The organism is Microtetraspora sp. NBRC 16547 (assembly GCF_030268965.1).
Taxonomy (GTDB): domain Bacteria; phylum Actinomycetota; class Actinomycetes; order Streptosporangiales; family Streptosporangiaceae; genus Microtetraspora.
On the sequence record NZ_BSSE01000001.1, the window covers coordinates 13,347 to 32,200 of the forward strand.

The following is an 18,854-nucleotide window of genomic DNA, read 5'->3' on the forward strand; positions in this document are numbered from 1 at the left end:
TCCCGTGAAGCCGCTTCCCCTCCATCTCGGCCGCCTGGAGCTGCGGCGGTTCACCCGGTCCCGGCTGACCCGGGCCGCGCTGGTGGGCGTCGTCATGCTGCCGCTGCTGTACGCCGGGCTCTACCTGTGGTCGTTCTGGGACCCGCAGGGCAACCTGAAGAACATCCCCGTCGCCCTGGTCATGGAGGACCGGGCGGCGACGGTGAACGGCAAGACCGTCACCGCGGGCCGGGACCTGGCCCAGGAGCTCCAGGACCGCGAGGTCTTCTCCTGGCACCGGACCGACGCCGCCGCGGCCGAGCAGGGTATGCGCGACGGGACGTACTACCTATCGCTGACGATCCCGCGCGACTTCAGCGCCAACCTCACGTCGCCCTCCGGGGACGGCGAGCCGCGCCCCGCCTGGCTCGGCGTACGCGTGGACACGGGCCGCAGCTACATCATGCGGACGATCTCCGACGCGGTGTTCGACGAGGTGAAGGCGGCGGCCGACCGCAGCGCGGTGAAGGACTATCTCGACCAGATCTTCCTGTCCTTCGCCGATATGCACGACGCCACCGCGCAGGCGGCCGACGGCGCCGGCCGGCTGCACGACGGGTCGGCGACCGCCCAGGAGGGCGCGGCCAAGCTGAACAAGGGCCTCGGCAGCGCGCAGACCGCCGTACGCAAGCTCTCCACGGGCGCGACCACGCTCCAGGACGGATCGGGGACGCTGGCGCGGGGCCTCGGCGACGCGTACAAGGGCTCGACCAAATTGGCGAACGGCCTGTCGACGGCGGGCAAGGGCGCGGCGGAGCTGCGCGCGGGCCTCTCGGCCCTCGACAAGGGCGCCGCCAAGCTCGCCGAGGGCAACCGGGAGGCGTACGAGAACGTGCACGCGCTGTCCCCCACGATCAACCGCGCGGCGGACAAGTACGTGCCGATCCTGACCGAGAACGGCCCGGCCATCCGGTCGGCGGCGCTGGCCGTGGCCGAGGGCGCCGACACGATCGCGAACGCCCTCGGCGACCTGCCAGACGCCGTACGGAACCAGGCCGGGGAGGCGCAGCGCGACCTGCGGGCGGTCGAGCGGTGGCTGGACTCCCACCCCGACGCGGATCCGGAGCTCCGCTCCCTCGTCGGCCGGGCGTCCGGCTCGGCGGGCGAGCTGGCGGGTACGGCCGGCCGCCTGCAGGACCGGGTCGCGGCCCAGTCCGCCGCGGTGGACGACCTCGCCCGCAAGGCGCGCGCCCTGGCCGAGGACGCCCGCGCGCTCGCCGAGGCCGCGCCCGCGCTCGGCGGCAAACTGGACCAGGCCCGCGACCAGTTCAACACGCTCGACAGCGGTTTGCGGCAGCTCGCCAAGGGTGCCTCCGACCTCCACGACGGCACCGGCAAGGCGCTGAAGGGGGCGACGTCGCTCACGAGCGGGGTCGGCGAGCTGGGCAAGGGCGCCGGGACCCTGTCGGCCGGGCTGCGCCGGCTCGACAGCGGCGCCGCACAGCTCACCGCGGGCCTCGGCACGCTCGCGACCGGCGCGGGGCAGCTCGGAGACGGCATCGGCGAGCTGCGCGGCGGCGCGGGGCAGCTCGGCTCCGGCCTGGGCGAGCTCGCCGACGGCTCGGGTGAACTGGCCGCCAAGCTCGGCGACGGGGCGACGCAGATCCCCTCCTACGACACCGCCCAGCGCGACAGCCGTACGGACATGATGAGTGAGCCGGTCCGGGTGAACACCGAGGTGGACAACGAGGTGCCCAACTACGGCACCGGCTTCGCGCCGTTCTTCCTGCCGCTCGCGCTGTGGGTCGGCGCGATGGTGACGTACATGGTGCTGCGGCCGATCAACCCCCGGCTGCTCGCGGGCTCCGCCCCGGCCTGGCGTACGGCTCTCGCGGGCTGGCTGCCCGGCGTGGCGATGGGCGCGCTGCAGGTCGCGGTGCTGCTCGGCGTGCTGCGGTTCGGCCTCGGCATGGAGGCGGAACACTGGGCCGGCGTGGCCGCGTTCCTGCTGCTCACGGTGGCGGCCTTCCTCGCGATCGTGCAGGCGGTCAACGCGCTCGCCGGGCCGCCCGGGCGCGTGCTGGTGCTGGCATTGCTGATGCTGCAGCTGACCTCGGCTGCCGGGACCTACCCGATCGAGACCTCGCCCGGGTTCTTCCAGACCATCTCGCCGTGGCTGCCGATGAGCTGGGTGGTCTCGGGGATGCGGAGGCTGATCAGCGGCGGCGATCCGACCGTCGTGTGGCAGGCTTGCGGCGTGCTGTCCATCTTCGTCGTCGCCGGTCTCGCGCTGACCATGCTCGCGGTGCGCAGGGGCCGTACCTGGACCATGCGCAGGCTCAAGCCGGAGCTGGCGCTGTGACCCGCGAGGACACCAGGAACCGGCTCTTCCGCGCCGCGGTCGAGCTGATCGCCGAGCAGGGGTTCGCCGGGACCACGGTCGACGCGATCGCCGAGCGGGCGGGCGTGGCCAAGGGGACCGTGTTCTACAACTTCGGCAGCAAGGACGGCTTGTTCGCGGCCCTGCTCGACCACGGCATCCAGCGACTCACCGCGTCCCTGGCCGAGGCGGCGGAGGTTCCCGCTGAGGCCCCCGCAGTGGTCCGGGGGAACGCCTCTCGGCCGCCTGGAACAGCGGCGGCTCCGCTGGCCCGGCTCGACGCGGTCGTGCTGGCCCAGCTCCGGTTCTTCGACGAGTACGGGCCGTTCGCCCGGGTGCTGTTCGGGGAGATGTGGCGCACGGCCTGGCATGACGCCGTCGTCCGGCTCCGGCAGGGCGCGCTCGGCGTCTACGAGCGGGTGCTGGCGGACGTGCGGGCGGACACAGTCGCTGCCGGGGAGCTGCGCGCGGACTTCGACACCGGGACCGCCGCCACCGCGCTGTTCGGCATGGTGCTGACGGTCTCGATCGAGCGGCGTGTGCTGCGTCCCGACCACCCGCTGGAGGAGGTGCACGCCACGCTCGTCGAGCTGATCCACGGGCGGGTGACCAGCCAAGTGACCAACCAAGTGACCAAATCGGTCGAAGCGGGTTAGCCGTCCGAGACGATCTGCAACTAACGTGGTTCGCCGTTCGTCAGGATGAACAACGATCTCAGCAGCCGGATCGAGGTCGTGTCCCGGCTTCCCCCACGGAGGACGCGTGTACCAGCCGCAGCCGCAGAGGCGCCGTCGCAGCTTCGCTCCGTTCATCGTCGCGATCATCCTCGCGGGCGCACTGATCGTGGGGCTGAAGCTCTTCTTCGGCGACGGCGCGAGCCCGGGAGGCGGCGACTCCGGCGGGGACGGCACCGGCCAGAAGCTGGCCTGCGGCGACGGCGGCACGACCCTGACGGTGGCGGCGTCCAGCGAGAAGGCCGAGCTGCTCCGGAAGATGGCCAACCGCTACAACGGGCACGAGGTCGACGGCCGCTGCGTCGACGTGGTGGTCACGTCCAAGCCGTCCGGCGGCGCGATGCAGGCCCTGGCCCGCGGCTGGAACACCGAGCAGGACGGCCCGAAGCCGGACGTCTGGTCCCCGGCGGGCACCGGGTGGATCACCCTCCTGCAGCAGCGCACCGAGGGGTCGGACAAGGCGCAGGTCGTCGGCGCGGACAACCCGTCGATCGCCACGACCCCGCTCGTCATCGCCATGCCGAAGCCGATGGCGCAGGCGCTCGGCTGGCCGGGCAAGAAGCTCGGCTGGTCGGACATCCTCGCACTCGCGAACGACCCCAAGGGCTGGGCGAAGTACGGCCACCCCGAGTGGGGGCGGTTCCGGCTCGGCAAGACCAACCCCAACTTCTCGACGGCGGGGCTGAACGCCACGGTCGGGGCGTACTTCGCGGCCACCGGCCTCTCCGGCGACCTCTCGGAGAAGAACATCACCGATCGCAAGACGCGGGAGTTCGTCCAGGGCGTCGAGCGGTCGATCGTGCACTACGGCGACACCACGCTGACCTTCCTCGCCAACCTCCAGCACGCCGACGACCAGGGCGCGGCGATGTCGTACATCTCGGCCGTGACCGTCGAGGAGAAGTCGGTCTGGGACTACAACCAGGGCAACCCGAGCGGCGACCCGAAGACGCTCGGGAAGCACGCCACGCCGAAGGTGCCGCTGGTGGCGATCTATCCCAAGGAGGGCACTCTCTTCTCCGACAACCCGTACGCCGTGCTGTCCTGGGCGGACGACGCCAAGCGCGCCGCCGCCGCCGACTTCCTGAAGTTCCTCCACGGCGACGAGCAGCAGAAGGAGTTCGCGTCGTCCGCGTTCCGCTCGGCCGACGGCAAGGCCGGTGAGCTGATCACCGAGAAGAACGGGCTGAACCCGAAGGAGCCGGGCACCACGCTCAGCGTCCCGATGCCGAACGTGCTCGACAAGACCCTCAAGAGCTGGGCCGAGCTGCGCAAGCCCGCCAACGTGCTCATCGTGATGGACACCTCCGGCTCGATGGGCGCGGACGTCGCCGGGACCGGCAAGTCCAAGCTCGACCTCGCCCGCGAGGCCGCGATCAACGCGCTGCCCCAGTTCGGCCCGAACGACCAGGTCGGCCTGTGGATGTTCTCCCTCAAGCAGGACGGCGACAAGGACTACCTGGAACTCTCCCCCATGGGTAAGGACAACAGGAAGACCCTGGTCAGCCGGTTGAACGGCCTCATCCCGAACGGCGGGACCGGGCTGTACGACACCACGCTCGCGTCCTACCGGCACGTCATGTCCCACCGGCAGGGTGACGCGATCAACGCCGTGGTCTTCCTGACCGACGGCAAGAACGAGGACAACAACTCCATCTCGCTGAACACGCTGCTCTCCGGGCTGCGCAAGGAGTCGGGGCAGGAGACCGTCCGGGTGTTCACGATCGCGTACGGCTCGGACGCCGACCTGGACACGCTCACGAAGATCTCCCAGACCACCGACGCGGCGGCCTACGACTCCCGCAAGGCCGGGAGCATCGACGATGTCTTCACCTCTGTGATCTCCAACTTCTGAGGCAGGAGCCCTCCGTGTCCCGATTCACCGACGAGCTCCGCGACCCCTGGGGGCTCCTCCTCGGCGCAACCGCGGGCGGCGTGGCCTGGGCCGTGAACGTGAATCCCGTCGCCGCCGGGGCGGTCGGCGTCGCGGTCTGGCTGGCCAAGGCGTTCGCCTCGGCCTGGGTGTCCACCGCGGGCGAGCGCCGCAGCGAACCGGAGCCGCCGCCGGTCGCCAAGGGCAGCGTGGAGGCCGGTTGGCTGCAGCGGGCCGAGCGGGCGGCCGGCTCGTTCGCGGACCTGACCGCCTCGATGCGCGGCCAGATCCTGCTCGACCGGATCGCCGCGATGACGCCGCAAGTGCACGACACCGTCGCGACGCTCCGGCGGCTGGCCGGTCAGGCGTCGGTCACCGGCGCGGCGCTGACCCGCTTCGACCCGCGCCTCCTGCACCAGGAGCAGGCGCGGCTCACCGCGGCCCGCAAGGTGGCCGGGCCGGATGTCGCGGGTGAGCTGGACCGCTCGATCGCCGCGCTGAACGCGCAGCAGGAGGTGTTCGACCGGCTGACGGCGGCCCGAGGCCGCGTGATCGCCCGGCTGGAGTCCGGCACGATCAGCCTGGAGGGCCTGGTCGCCCGGGTGATCGAGGTGTCGACGATGACCGCGACCTCGGCCGCCGACGGCGGCACGGCGGCGCTCGACGAGCTGACCTCCGAGCTGGAGCTCACCCGGCAGAGCCTCCGCGAGGTCGAGGAAGCCACCCGCGGCGACCTCGGCTAGCGGCGAGTTCGGCGGGGCCCGCGTTCAGGTGGCGGCGGCGCGGCCCGCCGTCTCCTTGGCCCACCGGTAGTCGGCCTTGCCCGCCGGCGAGCGGACCACCTCGTCCACGAACGCGTACGTCCGGGGCACCTTGTACCCGGACAGCCGCTGCCGGCAGTGGGCGTCGAGCTCCTCGCCGGTGGGCGAGGTCCCCTCGTACGGCTGGACGACGGCAGCCACCCGCAACCCCCACCGGTCGTCGGGGATCCCGGTGACCACGGCGTCGAACACGGCGGGGTGGCCCTTGAGCACCGCCTCGACCTCCTCGGGGAAGACCTTCTCCCCTCCGGTGTTGATGCACTGTGAGCCGCGGCCGAAGACGCGGATGGTCCCGTCCTCCTCCACCAGGGCGAGGTCGCCCGTCAGCAGCCAGCGGGTGCCATCCTCGTCGGTGACGAAGGTCTGGGCCGACTTCTCCGGGTCCTTGTAGTACGCGGTGGCGATCCGTCCGGTCTTGGCCACCGTGCCGATCTCGCCGGAGCCCGGCTTGACCGGACGGAGGGCGTGGTCGAGCACCGCCATGGTCGAGTTGGCGTTGGGCTGGTATTTCATGCCGGCCTCGGGCGAGGAGCCCGACACCGCGGACGCGGTGTACCCCGACTCGGAGGAGCCGAAGTTGTCGAGGATCATCGTGTTCGGCAGCACTTCCTGGAGCCGGTCGCGGACCGTTCCGGTCAGGATCGCGCCGGTGGAGCTGACCACGCCGAGCGAGGACAGGTCGTAGGATCCGGCCGCGATCTCCTCGGCGAGCGGGCGGGCCATCGCGTCACCGGTGATGTTGATCGTGAAGACGCCGTTCCGCTCGATCGCGCGCAGGACCTCGGCCGCCTCGAACTTCGGCGTGTAGACGATGGTCCCGCCGAACCACCAGGCGATGTACGTCGCCATCTGGGCCGCGCCGTGCATCAGCGGGGCCGCCGCCATCATGACCAGCGGGCCGGAGGTCCTGGCCTGCTCGATCACCTCCTCGGGCGTCTTCACCGGGTCGCCGTACGGGTTGCCGGCGCCGAAGGCCATGAACAGGTCCTCGACCCGCCACATCACGCCTTTGGGCATGCCGGTCGTGCCGCCGGTGTAGATGATGTAGAGATCGTCGCCGGAGCGCTCGGGGAAGCCCCGGGTGGCCGGGCTCCCTTCCACTGCCGTGCCGTACGGCACCGCGCCGGGCACGCGGGAGTCGCCGCCGACCGCGATCAGATGGCGTAGCTCGGGGGCCTGAGGGGCGACGGCCGCGACCCGGTCGTCGAACTCCACGTCGAAGAGGAGCGCGACGATGTCCGAGTCGCGGTAGAGATAGAGCAGTTCCGACTCGACGTACCGGTAGTTGACGTTCACCGGCACCGCCCGGATCTTCAGCGCGGCCAGCAGGCCGGCGACGTACTCCACGCCGTTGTAGAGGTGGAGCCCGACGTGATCGCCGGGCCCGACTCCCTGATCGGCGAGATGGTGGGCCAGCCGGTTGGCCCGTTCGTCCAGGTCGGCGTAGGTCACGCGCTCGTCGCCGCAGACGACCGCCACACGGTCCCCGACCGCGTCGGCGAGCCCCTCGAACAGATCGGCGTGGTTGAACTCCATCCCGGGGACCTTCTTCCCTGCTGGTCTTCCTGCCGGTCTTCCTGCTGGCTTCCCTGCCGCGCTCCCCGCTGGTTCAGGGTTTGCGGCTGCCGACGATCCACATGGCGAAGAACTGGGCGCCCCCGCCGTACGCGTGGCCGAGCGCGGTGACGGCGCCCTCGACCTGGTGCTCCCCTGCCATGCCCCGCACCTGCAACGCGGCCTCCGCGAACCGGATCAGGCCGGACGCACCGATGGGGTTGGAGCTGAGCACGCCGCCGGAGGCGTTCCAGGGGATGTCTCCGTCGAGCGCGGTACATCCCGCCTCGGTGAGCTTCCAGCCCTCGTTCTCCGGCGCGAAACCGAGGTTCTCCAGCCACATCGGCTCATACCAGGAGAACGGGACGTAGACCTCCGCGACGTCGATGTCCCTGCGCGGGTCGGAGATCCCGGCCTGGCGGTAGACGTCGGCGGCGCAGTCCTTCCCCGCCTGGGGGCTGACGGTGTCCCGGCCGGCGCGCATGAGCGGCTCGGACCGCATGGCCGTGCCGTGGATCCACGCGGGCGTCCCGGTGACCGCCTTCTCGGACGACAGCACCATCGCGCAGGCGCCGTCGGACGAGGGGCAGGTCTCCAGGTAGCGGATCGGCTCCCAGAGCATCGGAGTCGACTCCACCATCGCGCGGTCGATCCCGGGGATCTTGAGGTGGGCGTAGGGGTTCTTCAGCGCGTTCCGCCGGTCCTTGACCGCGACCAGCGCGCCGACGTGGTCGGGCGCTCCCGACCTGCGCATGTACTCGCGGATGTGCGGGGCGAAGTAGCCGCCCGCGCCGACGACCAGCGAGGCGCCGAACGGCAGGTGCGTGGACAGCGCCCAGGTGGCGTTGGACTCCGACTGCTTCTCGAACGCCACCACGAGCACGCGGTCGTGCACACCGCCCTGGATCAGGGACGCCCCGACCAGCGCGGTCGAGCCGCCGACGGAGCCCGCCGTGTGCACCCGCGTCAACGGCTTGCCCGCCGCGCCGAGGGCGTCCGCGAGGTACACCTCCGGCATCATGATGCCCTCGAACAGGTCGGGGGCCTTGCCGACGACGACGGCGTCGATGTCCGCGAAGGTCAGCCCGGCGTCGTCCAGCGCGCGGATCGCCGCCTCGCGGACCAGGCCCGCGATCGAGACGTCCCTGCGTTTGGTGGTGTAGCGCGTCTGTCCCACTCCGATGACGGCGCAGCGGTTAGCCACGGTCGGCTCCTTCCTGGGTCTCGGGCGCCGACTCCGGCACCGACTCCAACGCTGACTCCAGCACCGTGACGAGGTTGTGCTGGAGGCAGGGACCCGAGCTCGCGTGGGCGACGGCGCGGCGCGCGCCGCCGTCGAGGATCCGCCGTGCGGCCTCGCCGATGCGGATCAGGCCGGTCGCCATGACGGGGTTGGCGGCGAGCGGCCCGCCCGACGGGTTGATCACCGTGTCCTCCGGCAGTTCGAGCGCCTCGCGCAGGATGAGCTCCTCGTGGCTGAACTGGACGTGCAGCTCGGCCACGTCGACCGGCCCCTTGCCCACACCCGCCGCGCGGGCCGCGTCCGCCGCCGACGGGGACCTGGCGAGATCCCGCATGCCGAGGTAGTGCGGTTCGATCCGATGCGCGATGCCTCTGATGTAGGCCGGGGTCGCGGCCAGCTCCCTGGCCAGGTCACCGGCGGCCAGCACGACCGCCGCCGCCCCGTCCGTGATCGGCGCGATGTCGTACGGCCGGAGCGGCGCGACCTCGTCATCCGTCCCTGAGGGATCGGGCAGGTCGAGGGCGTGGGGGTTGGCCCGGCCGTCGGCCCGGCTACGCCGTACGATCTCGTCCAGAGCGCCCCGGTGATCGGCACGGTCACCGCCGAGGGCCGCCGCCTGCAGGGCGGCGTACGAGACCTGGTCGAGGCCGAGCGGCGCGAGATAGTACGGATCGAGCTGGAGCGTCATGATCTCCCGCAGGTCGCTCATGGACGACTTGCCGAAGCCGTAGACGAGGGCCGAGTCGATGTCGCCGTGCTGGAGCCGGACCCACGCCTCATACAGCGCGAAAGCGGCGTCCATCTCGACGTGGCTCTCGCTGATCGGCGGCCAGGCACCCAGCGCGTCGAGCGCGGAGACGAACGAGAACGGCGCCCCGGCGAGGTAGTCGCACGAGCCCGAGCAGGTGAAGCCGAACCGCGTCAGCCCGGTCGCCCGCTGGACCTCGTCGATCACCGGGTGCAGCATCTCGGCCTCGGTCAGGCCGGTGTCGTGACCGGTGTGCACGGTCTGGGCGAACGCCACGATCGCGACCTCGCGCATCAGGCTCCACCTCCCGCCGCGCCACCGGGCAGATCGGCGTCGGGCTCGCCGGTGGGCGCGAACCACCTGATGTTCGTCATGGACATCGTCCGTTCCTCGGGAGGCACCCAGACGGCCCGCACCCGCATGCCCTGCCGCACCTCGTGCGCCGGGACGCCGCCGACCAGGCCGAGCATCGGGATGTCGGCGCCGTCGAGCAGGATGTACGCGGAGACGAACGGCACCTCGGGCGCGCGCGGGTCGGGCAGGTTGTTGATCGCGAAGGTCTCGACGGTGCCGGTGTCGGCGACCTCCCGCTCCTCCTCGATGACGGAGCCGCACGCCGGGCAGGAGATCCGGTAGGGGACGTAGACCTGGTCGCACCGGGCGCAGCGCCCGCCGACGAACACGCCGTCACGGACCCCTTCGAGGAAGCGGGTGAGCGCCCGGCCGGGGCGGACGCGGTACTCCGCCCGCACCGGCGCGGCCATCACGGTGACCTCGGGGACGAAACACTCGATGTCGGTGATGTGCCCGGAGGGCTCGGCCCGCCACCGGGGCCGGACCCGCAGGCCGGGGCGCATCGCCTTGGGGCCGCCCGCGTCCACCGCGTGGACGAGCGAGGTGTCCGCGCCGTCCAGTTTGATCGTGGCCCAGGCGAACGGCCGGTCGAGGGGGTGGCCCGCGCGCGGCGTGTTCACCCAGGCCCAGGACTGGACGGTGCCCGCGGGGCCGACCTCGACGTACTCGCCGGTCACGGCCTCGCCGGTGGCCGGGTCGTACTCCAGGGGAGGCACCAGCACCCGGGCCCCGGCCGTACGGACGCCGACGATGCGGCGGTCGCGCAGCTCGGTGAGGAAGCGGCCGATCACCGGTCCGGTGGTCCGGGTGTAGCCGCCGGGGAACTCCAGGACGTGCCGTGCCTCCAGCGGCTCCGGTACGGCCCGCGCGCCGGACGGCGCTCCAGACGGCGCTTCAGATGGCACGGTCCCTGCCCTCCCAGTAGGGGTCGCGGAGTTTACGTTTGAGCAGCTTGCCGTTGGGCTCGCGCGGCATCTCGGTGATGAAGTCGATGCTCCGGGGCCACTTCATCTTCGCCAGGCTGCCCTTGAGCGAGTCGAGGATCTCGGCGGCCAGCTCGGGCCCGGGGACGCACCCGGGAGCGGGCTCGACGACGGCCTTGATCTGCTCGCCCCACTCGTCGTCCGGGATGCCGAAGACGGCCGCGTCGGCGACCTTGGGGTGGATCAGCAGCTCGTTCTCGATCTCGGCGGGATAGATGTTGGCCCCACCCGAGATGATCAGGTCGGCCTTGCGGTCGCAGAGGAACAGGAAGCCGTCCTCGTCGAGGTAGCCGATGTCACCGACGGTGAAGTAGCCGCGCAGCCGGCCTTCATCGGTCTTGGCGCGGTCGCCCTTGTACTCGAAGTCGGCTCCCGCCATCTTCATGTAGATCGTGCCGGGCGTGCCGGTCGGGACCTCGTCGAGGTTGTCGTCGACGACGAGGATCTCGCTGATCGGCCAGGCGTTGCCCACCGTGCCAGGGTGCTTCTTCCAGTCCGCGGGGGTCGCGATCGTGCCGCCGCCCTCGGTGGCCGCGTAGTACTCGTAGATCACGTCGCCCCACCAGTCGAGCATCTGGAGCTTGACCGGCACCGGGCAGGGCGCGGCGGCGTGGATCATCCACCGGAGCGAGGACAGGTCGTACTTCCGGCGCGTCTCGTCGGGCAGCGACAGCATCCGCTTGAAGTGCGTCGGGACCATGTGGGAGTTGGTCACCCGGTACTTCTCGCACAGGCGCAGGGTCTCCTCGGCTTCCCATCGGTCCATGTAGACCAACGTGTGCCCCATGTGCAGGGCGGTGCCGCCGAACTGGGTGACCGCGGTGTGGTAGCTCGGCGAGGTGACCAGGTGGACGTTGGGCCGTCCGGGCGTGATCCCGAAGAACCCGAGCAGGAACGTCATCAGCTCGGCGGAGTCGTCCGGGTCCAGGCCGTTGAGCGGCCGCCGCACGCCCTTGGGCCGGCCGGTCGTGCCGGAGGTGTAGTGCATGGTCGCCCCGGCCGTGCGGTTCTCCGGAAGGGTGTCCGGACGGCCGTCGGTCAGGTCGCCGACGGGCCGGAACCCGTCCACTTGGCCGAAGGCGAAGCACCGGTCCCGCCCGATGCCCGACTCGTCGGCGCCCCTCGCGCCCTCGGTCGCGTACCGCTCGTGCACGAAGAACGCCTTGGCCTCGCTGTCGGCGACGATGTAGCCGATCTCGGGGCCGGTCAAATGCCAGTTGACCGGGGTGTAGTACCACCCGGCCTGCAACGCGGCGAGGTAGAGCACCAGGCCGTCCACGCCGTTGGGCGCCAGGCCGCAGATGCCGTCACCCGGCTGGAGACCCAGCTCGCGGAGTCCGTGGACCAGGCGGTTCGCCCGCGCGAGCACGTCTCCCGCCCGGTGTTCCGTGCCATCGGGGTCCACCGCGGCGATCCACTCGGGGTCGGCCTGCGCGATCCTCCAGAAGCCAAGCGAGCCCATGTCCATGCTCCCTGTCCGGTGCGTTCCGTGCGCCCGTTCCGTCTGCCGGGACCGCCCGTCGTGGCGCGGTCCCACTCCTCCTGATTTCCCCCCGAACGACGCCAGGCTGAATCGACCCCTGGCCCGGCCGTGATTCCAAACGAGAATCGGTTCTAGTACGTTGCGGGCAGACTAACCCCGGGCACCGACGCCGATCAAGCGCTTGATTTGTCAATCTGGCGGGGGCGGGCGCGGCCGATCTAGGATCAGGTTCTCCTTAACCAAGCGCTTGACTAAGCGGAGGCGTCCGTGGATCTCCTGCCGATCAGCACACCGCACTGCCGGGTCGAGAGGGACGGCCCGATCGTGGTCGTCACGATGGACCGCCCCGAAGCCAGGAACGCCCTCTCGACGGACATGCTGGTCGGCCTCGCCGACGCGTGGGCGTACATCTCGGCCGAGCCGGAGGTCCGGGTCGGCATCCTGACCGGGGCGAACGGGACCTTCTGCGCCGGAGCCGACCTCAAGGCGATGGGCTCCCCTTCCGCCGACGAGCAGGTCCGCCGCCGGGCCGCGGAGATCGAGAACTACCACTGGAAGGGCCTGCTCCGCGACACCGCGTCGTTGCCGGCCAAGCCGATCATCTGCGCCGTCGAGGGCTACGCGGTGGCGGGCGGCACGGAACTCCTCATCGGAACCGACCTGCGGATCGTCGCCGAGAGCGCCACCCTCGGACTCTTCGAGGCCAGGCGCGCGCTGTTCCCCATGGGCGGCAGCGCCATACGGCTCCCGCGCCAGATCCCGTACGCCTTCGCGATGGACATCCTGCTCACCGGCCGGGCGATCACCGCCGAGGAGGCGCTGGCGATGGGCCTGGTCAACCGGGTCGTCCCGGACGGTGCGGCGCTGCAGAGCGCGCGGGAACTGGCCGCCGAGATCGCCGCCTGCGGGCCACTCGCCGTACAGGCCATCCTGCGGACGTACCGCGAGACGCTGGGGATGGGCGAGGCCGAGGCACTGGAGGTCTCGGACGCCATCGGATGGCCGGTGATCGGCTCCGAGGACGCCAAGGAGGGCTCACGAGCCTTCCGGGAGAAGCGCCCGCCGGTTTACCGCGGGAAGTGACAGGGGCGCCGCGGGAGTTGTGAATTGGAACTGTTCGCGACACCGAAGGCGCGTTACGATCCCTCCCGCATTCGCTGTTCTGTGGGATCATGAGCGCGCTACCTGCTCTTTTCGTCTAGCGGCCCAGGACACCGAGCACCCGCAAGGGACTCGGAAACGCCGGTTCGAATCCGGCCGAGAGCACCGTGTTCATGTAGCTACATGTGATAACCGACCATGACGGGTTCAGGGCGCAGCCGTATTCCTGTCTGCCGCATGACCTGGCTGGCCAGAGTGCGCAGCGCGGTGGCGAACGCCGTGGCGGTGGCGCCGTCGCGGGCGACCAAGGTGAGGGTGCGCCGGGTAGAGCAGTACACGCCCGGGGCCAGGCGCTGACCTGGGTGGTGACCACACTGCTGCAGAAGCCATCCGGCGCGGTCAGGGTGTCGGCGATCTGCTGGCCGTAGGCGCGTGTTCTGCACCGGAGCGGCCCCGACGGTGCCAGGGATCCCGGCCAGGTACTCGATGCCCGAAAGGTGCTCGGCCACGGCGTAGCGGACCAGGCGCTGCAGAGGTTCTCCGGCCTGGACGGTCACTTCCACCGAGCCGTCGCCGACGGCCCGGGCACTGATGCCGGTGGTGGCCATGCGGATCACCAAGCCGGGGTATCCAGAGTCGGCGGCCAGGATGTTGCTGTCGCCACCGAGCGTGAAGGGAGAGTCGGGGTCCTGGCGGGCAGCGTTGGCGATGTCGGGCCAGGTGGCCGGGTCGGATCCCTTCGTTCAGGCGGCGGAGAGGGTTTTCAGGGCCAAGGTGCGCAGCGGCGCCAGGCGTCCGCGGGCGTGCCCGTAGTAGACGGCATTGGTGCAGATAACCAGGTAGCTGCCGGTGTGCGGGGCGAGGTAGAGGCTGGTGCCGGTCCAGCCGTGGTGGTAGGCGAGGCGGCCCTCGTCGGCGAGGATCCACGCCAGGCCGCGCTGCAGGCCCGGCTCGATGGTCACCTGACCGATGAGGCTGGCGTGCAGCCACTCACCCAGCTCGGACTGGTCATCGGAGTACGCGGTCAGCAGGTGCTCGGCGTAGCGGGCCAGATCGAGCGGGGTGGCGAAGACACCGGCGTGCCCGGCGATGCCGCCGAGCAGGGCGGCGTTGTCGTCGTGGACGCTGCCCCAGATGCGGGGTGCGCCCGGGATGCGCTGCTCGGTGGGCGCGACGTCAGACCGGCGGGCGACGGGGCCGTAGCAGGTGGAGGTCATGCCGATGCGGCCCCACAGGTCGCCGGCGAGAGCCTCCAGCGGCAGCCCACCCATGTACGCCAGGGCGAGGCCGAGCAGGATGTAGCCGCGGTTGATGTAGCGGTGGGTACCTGGCTCGTCCTCCAAAGGCTCGCGGCACAGCAGCTCGTGCAAGGGTGCCTCAGCGCCGCGATAGTGGTCCAGCCGGGTGGCCGCGCGCAGCCCGCTGGTATGGGCGAGCAGTTGGCGGATGGTCGCCTGTCCGCTGGGTGCCTCGCCGGAGATGGCGGGCAGGAAGTCGCGTACGGGCGAGTCGAGCTCCAACAGGCCGGCATCGAGCAGCCGGCCGACCAGCGGCCAGGTGGCCACCACCTTGGTCAGCGAAGCGATGTCGTACAGGGTGTGCTCGGTGGCGGGCGCCCCGCCGGCCTCCTCGCCGATGGCCCCGGCGGTGATGACGTGCCGTTCCCCGCCGCGGGTGCCGCAGACGATGACGCCGCCCGGGGTGACGTTCTCGTCGATGGCTTGGCGGAGGGTCTCGGTCAGGCGGGTCGTGTCGTCGAGGGTGAAGACTGTGGGCATCAGGCTGCCTCCGCGTCGATGGTGATGTCGGCTCCGAGCGCGGCGAGTTTGGCTGGCAGGTCGCCGTAGCCGCGCCGCAGGTGGTACATCCCGGCGATGGTAGAGCTGCCGTGGGCGGCCAGTGCGGAGATCAGCAAAGCTGTCACCGCCCGGATGTCGTCGGCCTCGACGTGGGCGGCGCGCAGGCTGGCTGGACCGCGCACGTGCACGGTGGCGCCGGTGGCGTGCACGTCGGCGCCGAAGCGGCGCAGCCCGGCCGTGTGGGTGTCGCGGCGCGGGTAGACGCGCTCGTCGACTGCGGAGGTGCCGCGGGCCTGGGTGAGCAGGGCGGCCAGTTGGGGGGCCGCATCGGTGGGCAGACCCGGGTGCGGTCCGGTGGCGGCCCGTACCGCGTGCAGCTCGCCGGGCACGCTGGCCACCAGGCCACTGGGTTCGTCGGCCAGGTGGACGCCCGCCGCCCCCAGCGTCTGCCGCAGCCCTTCGGGGAGGGCGCTGGTGGTGATGCCGTCCAGCTGGACACGGCCACCGGTCGCGGCGGCAGCCATGATCAGGGTGGCCGCCTCGATCCGGTCGGTGGCCACGGCGAACGTGCCGCCTCCGGTCCGGTCGCTGCCGGCCACGTGCAGGCCAGTGTTGTCGAATGCGACGGTGATGCCGAGCTGGGTCAGGAAGCGGGCGGTCTCGGTGACCTCGGGCTCGATCGACGGGTTCGTGATCAACGAGGTGCCGTCGGCGCGGGCAGCCAGCAGCATCGCGGTCACGGTGGCACCCAGGCTGGGCCCGTACGGCGTGACCACGTCGACGTGGAACGGGCGCACGCCGCCGTGTGCGCACACCGCCCGGATGAGGTAGCCGTCGCTGGTGACCTCGGCCCCGGCGGCGCGCATGGCGGCCAGGTGCCGGTCGATGCGGCGCGTGCAGAAGGCGTCCCCGCCCGGCGTGGGGAAGGTCACCTGCCCGGCTCGGGCCAGCACGGCGGCGGCCAGCACTGCGGTGGTGCGGACGCGGCTGCCGAGCTGGGGATCGATCACCGGGGTGAGGCTGCCGCCGGGGGTGGTGGACAGGCGGCCGCCCCAGAAGCGGGCGGGGGTGCCGGTTGCGCTGAGGATGCGGGCGCACACGTCGGTATCCAGAATGTCCGGCGCGCCTGCCAGCACGACCGGGGCGTCGGCGAGGAGCGCAGCCGCGTACAGGTGCAGGGCGATGTTCTTGCTGCCCTGCACCTGTACGCGGCCGTTCAGCGGGATACCGCCGGTGGCCTTCACCACGGCGTTCAAGCCGATGCCGTGGCTGTTGCTGGTCGGAGTGCTGTTGCTGGCCACGGTCTCTCACCGCACCCGGGAGCCGGTGGCCAGGAAGCCGCCCACCTGATCGCGGGGATAGATGACGGTTCCGGGGCCGATCAGGGTGCCCGGTGACAGCACAGTCCCGGCGGGCAGCGCGACGCCGTCGCCGATCACGGCCCCGAACTTTGTCTGCCGGGTGCCGATCCGCTGCCCGTCCAGGGTGATGGTGATCTCCTCGGTGGCGGGCTCGGCCACCGGCCCGCGGTCGCAGCGCAGCGCGGTGGTGGAGCAGAACGCGCCGATGTTGACGCCTCGCCCGATGACGGAGTCGCCGACGAAGCAGGGGTGCTTGGCCAGCACGTCCGCGACGAGGAGGCTGCGGGTGATCTCGGCGGCGAAGCCGATGCGGCAGCCGGGGCCGATCACGCTGTGGTCGCGCACCAGCGCCCCGGCCGCCACCTCAGCGCCCGAGCAGATGAGCACTGGGCCGATGACATGGGCCCCGGCCTCGATGCGGGCTCCGGCCTGGACGATGACCAGGCCCTCGACCTGGGCGCCGTCGGCGACGAAACCGTCGCTGGCGACAGCCAGAATTCCGGGGGTGTCCAGGTCCGCACACATGACGGGCTTGACGTCGAACACCGTGCGGCAGCGGGCCAGCAGGTCGGCCACGTACGGGCTGGCGGCGACGTCGGTGTAGTACGCGGGGATGAGCCGGGCGTCGGCGGTGTAGGTGTCAGCTGCGGGCGTGGTGATCTCGCAGCGGCCGAGGGTTCGGGTGGGAGACGACATCAGGGGGTTCTCCTCTCATCGTGGCTTGATGCAGCGATGGGACCGGACGACCGTCCATGGCGGCCACTTGCAAGGAGAACCCCGCCATGTCGCGCAGAGAAGAAAACTTTCATGCCTTGCACGGGCGAATGCAGAATCTGCAAACGGGCTGGACAGTGGCAGCGATCGGCCTAGCATGAAGCCGATGAGCTGACCATCCGATCATGATCGGTCGCGGTAGGTAATCACGGCCGAGGTCAGGATGGCCGGGCGACCTTCGGGAGCCGTGATGGACGCACATGACATCGTGTGGCGCTCTCCACAAGCACGAACGTTGATCACAGCTCGCGACATCGGCGGCGTGATCAAATTCGCCCGGCAGGTACGCGGCTGGAGGCAGGCCGACCTCGGCCAGCACGTCGGATACTCGGCGTCGACGATCTCCCGACTGGAGGCCAGCAAGCGCGCATCGACCGACATGGCGATCCTGCGCCATGTCATGTCCGCGCTCGACGTGCCTGTCGAGGTTCTGGGCGAGCTTTTGGGCATCGCCGCCGGGCGAGTAGCGACAACGGCGGCCCGGCCGATAGAGGATGACCCCATGCGTCGACGCACGTTCCTCGCAGGCATTATCCCGCTCGGGCTGCTGACCAGTCTGGAAGACGCATTGGTACTGCTGCCGTCGCCGGCACGGTCCGCGCACTCCGGAGAGATAGCGGCTCGCCTCGCCCGCGCGCGCCACCAGTTCGACATGGGGGCCGTGTCCCGCCTCGTCGCTGATCTGCCTGATCTGCTCGCTGTCGCCCACGAGGCGACCGACCGCGAAGGCACGCCCGCCTCGACGGTGCGGCTGGCTGCCTGCTACGACCTCGCCGCGGAGGCGCTCAACAAGGTCGGTGCCACCCGGGCGAGCAGGGTGACCGCGGACCGGGCGATGCTGTACGCGAGGCAATCCGGCTCACCGATCGCCCAAGCCGCCGCTGCGCGGTCCCTGGGCATCGTGCTCCGGCACGACGGCCGCCACCAGCTCGCCGACCAGCTCGCCTCCGATGCGTTGGCCGCCCTGGAGACGACCGGCCTCAGGACCCAAGCCCAGTCGGCGACCTACGCTCAGATCCTTTGCACCAGCGCTTACACGGCTGCGCAGGCGGGGGATCGCGACCGTGCCTTGGAGATGATCCGAGAGGCGCAGCGCGCCACCATCACCCTGCCTGATTATCCGGTGCCGGGCCAGCCGTTCACCGTCACCCCTGCGCACGTCACCCTCTATCAGGTCGGCGTGCATTGGTCCCTGGGCGATGCCGGCGCCGCCCTGCACGCTGGGCGTGACCTACGTGCGGCCCAGTTCTCAACGCCCGAGCGGCGTGGACGTCTGCACACCGATCTGGCGCGCGCCTGGTGGCAGTGGCGCAAGCCTGAGCAGACGGCGTCAGCCCTGCTCGCGGCGCATGGGCATGCTCCGAGCGAGGTCCGCGACCGGCCCGCGATCCGGCAAATAGCAGTGGAGCTGGCCGAGCGACATGCCCGCATGGCTGGTGTGCCCGAGCTCGCCGCGGCGATCGGCTACCGGCGGGCCTCTCCCCGCTGACCACAGCCTGGTGACTGCCCACAGGCGCGAGACGTACGCCCTCACGTGCTCGTCGCTGCCATCGTCCTCGTAGGACATGTCAACGATGAGAGGCGTGTTGCTTACCGCTGCAAGCCAGGGGCCTTCGGTGACATCAGGGCGTGTGCCGACGCCCCGAGCCCTTGCACGAGCGGCAGCG

General features: G+C 71.1%; 15 protein-coding genes and 1 tRNA gene. 7 read left to right on the forward strand and 9 right to left on the reverse strand.

All coding sequences use genetic code 11. The features are described 5' to 3' along the window. Positions 1–4 precede the first annotated feature (4 nt). The 4 genes from QSK17_RS00070 to QSK17_RS00085 all read left to right on the forward strand — a co-directional run bounded on the left by QSK17_RS00070 (position 5) and on the right by QSK17_RS00085 (position 5,709). Positions 5–2,341: a YhgE/Pip domain-containing protein gene (locus QSK17_RS00070; RefSeq protein WP_285702245.1), complete on the forward strand. Its 2,337-nt coding sequence runs from the start codon at positions 5–7 to the stop codon at positions 2,339–2,341. After that, a complete protein-coding gene (locus QSK17_RS00075) occupies positions 2,338–3,015 on the forward strand; it encodes a TetR/AcrR family transcriptional regulator (protein WP_285702246.1) in 678 nt (225 codons plus the stop codon). The genes QSK17_RS00070 and QSK17_RS00075 overlap by 4 nt, the downstream gene beginning before the upstream one ends. A 106-nt stretch (positions 3,016–3,121) precedes the next feature. Then, positions 3,122–4,948, forward strand: a complete 1,827-nt coding sequence (locus tag QSK17_RS00080) for a substrate-binding and VWA domain-containing protein (protein WP_285702247.1) — start codon at positions 3,122–3,124, stop codon at positions 4,946–4,948. A gap of 14 nt (positions 4,949–4,962) precedes the next feature. Further along, entirely contained in the window at positions 4,963–5,709 is a 747-nt protein-coding gene (locus QSK17_RS00085; RefSeq protein ID WP_285702248.1) for a hypothetical protein, read from the forward strand. Between the two features lie 24 nt (positions 5,710–5,733). Here the strand turns inward: QSK17_RS00085 and QSK17_RS00090 are convergent, their stop codons facing one another. The 5 genes from QSK17_RS00090 to QSK17_RS00110 all read right to left on the reverse strand — a co-directional run bounded on the left by QSK17_RS00090 (position 5,734) and on the right by QSK17_RS00110 (position 12,131). Continuing rightward, entirely contained in the window at positions 5,734–7,323 is a 1,590-nt protein-coding gene (locus QSK17_RS00090; RefSeq protein ID WP_285702249.1) for an acyl-CoA synthetase, read from the reverse strand. A 73-nt stretch (positions 7,324–7,396) separates the two neighbouring features. Further along, on the reverse strand, positions 7,397–8,545 hold the full coding sequence (locus QSK17_RS00095; protein WP_285702250.1) for a thiolase family protein: 1,149 nt from the start codon (positions 8,543–8,545) through the stop codon (positions 7,397–7,399). Continuing rightward, positions 8,538–9,626: a thiolase family protein gene (locus QSK17_RS00100; RefSeq protein WP_285702251.1), complete on the reverse strand. Its 1,089-nt coding sequence runs from the start codon at positions 9,624–9,626 to the stop codon at positions 8,538–8,540. Before QSK17_RS00100 ends, QSK17_RS00095 begins: the two co-directional genes overlap by 8 nt. Beyond that, positions 9,626–10,591 (reverse strand): Zn-ribbon domain-containing OB-fold protein, encoded by a 966-nt coding sequence (locus QSK17_RS00105; RefSeq protein WP_285702252.1) that lies wholly within the window; start codon positions 10,589–10,591, stop codon positions 9,626–9,628. Before QSK17_RS00105 ends, QSK17_RS00100 begins: the two co-directional genes overlap by 1 nt. Next, positions 10,581–12,131, reverse strand: a complete 1,551-nt coding sequence (locus tag QSK17_RS00110) for an acyl-CoA synthetase (RefSeq protein WP_285702253.1) — start codon at positions 12,129–12,131, stop codon at positions 10,581–10,583. The genes QSK17_RS00105 and QSK17_RS00110 overlap by 11 nt, the downstream gene beginning before the upstream one ends. 288 nt (positions 12,132–12,419) lie before the next feature. Here QSK17_RS00110 and QSK17_RS00115 point away from each other — a divergent pair, with 288 nt between their 5' ends. Beyond that, a complete protein-coding gene (locus QSK17_RS00115; RefSeq protein ID WP_285702254.1) occupies positions 12,420–13,235 on the forward strand; it encodes a crotonase/enoyl-CoA hydratase family protein in 816 nt (271 codons plus the stop codon). Between the two features lie 104 nt (positions 13,236–13,339). Next, a tRNA-OTHER gene (locus QSK17_RS00120) sits at positions 13,340–13,418 on the forward strand. A gap of 14 nt (positions 13,419–13,432) precedes the next feature. Here QSK17_RS00120 and QSK17_RS00125 read toward each other — a convergent pair. The 4 genes from QSK17_RS00125 to QSK17_RS00140 are packed head-to-tail and all read right to left on the reverse strand — an operon-like array spanning position 13,433 to position 17,109. After that, positions 13,433–13,963, reverse strand: coding sequence for an FAD-binding protein (locus QSK17_RS00125; protein ID WP_285702726.1), 531 nt, complete (start codon positions 13,961–13,963; stop codon positions 13,433–13,435). A gap of 33 nt (positions 13,964–13,996) precedes the next feature. Beyond that, complete coding sequence (locus QSK17_RS00130; protein ID WP_285702255.1) at positions 13,997–15,031, reverse strand: serine hydrolase domain-containing protein; 1,035 nt, start codon at positions 15,029–15,031, stop codon at positions 13,997–13,999. Next, the gene (locus tag QSK17_RS00135) at positions 15,031–16,353 is read right to left on the reverse strand and encodes a UDP-N-acetylglucosamine 1-carboxyvinyltransferase (RefSeq protein WP_285702256.1); all 1,323 of its coding nucleotides are present in this window, start codon (positions 16,351–16,353) and stop codon (positions 15,031–15,033) included. Before QSK17_RS00135 ends, QSK17_RS00130 begins: the two co-directional genes overlap by 1 nt. Positions 16,354–16,359: 6 nt before the next feature. After that, on the reverse strand, positions 16,360–17,109 hold the full coding sequence (locus QSK17_RS00140) for an LbetaH domain-containing protein (RefSeq protein ID WP_285702257.1): 750 nt from the start codon (positions 17,107–17,109) through the stop codon (positions 16,360–16,362). Positions 17,110–17,377: 268 nt separating this feature from the next. Here QSK17_RS00140 and QSK17_RS00145 point away from each other — a divergent pair, with 268 nt between their 5' ends. Then, positions 17,378–18,676: a helix-turn-helix domain-containing protein gene (locus tag QSK17_RS00145; protein ID WP_285702258.1), complete on the forward strand. Its 1,299-nt coding sequence runs from the start codon at positions 17,378–17,380 to the stop codon at positions 18,674–18,676. Positions 18,677–18,854 lie beyond the last annotated feature (178 nt).

Coding starts and splice junctions, on each gene's coding strand:
- QSK17_RS00090 (WP_285702249.1), bottom strand. CDS start 7,323: ATGGAGTTCAACCACGCCGATCTGTTCGAGGGGCTCGCCGACGCGGTC.
- QSK17_RS00100 (WP_285702251.1), bottom strand. CDS start 9,626: ATGCGCGAGGTCGCGATCGTGGCGTTCGCCCAGACCGTGCACACCGGT.
- QSK17_RS00110 (WP_285702253.1), bottom strand. CDS start 12,131: ATGGGCTCGCTTGGCTTCTGGAGGATCGCGCAGGCCGACCCCGAGTGG.
- QSK17_RS00130 (WP_285702255.1), bottom strand. CDS start 15,031: ATGCCCACAGTCTTCACCCTCGACGACACGACCCGCCTGACCGAGACC.
- QSK17_RS00140 (WP_285702257.1), bottom strand. CDS start 17,109: ATGTCGTCTCCCACCCGAACCCTCGGCCGCTGCGAGATCACCACGCCC.
- QSK17_RS00145 (WP_285702258.1), top strand. CDS start 17,378: ATGGACGCACATGACATCGTGTGGCGCTCTCCACAAGCACGAACGTTG.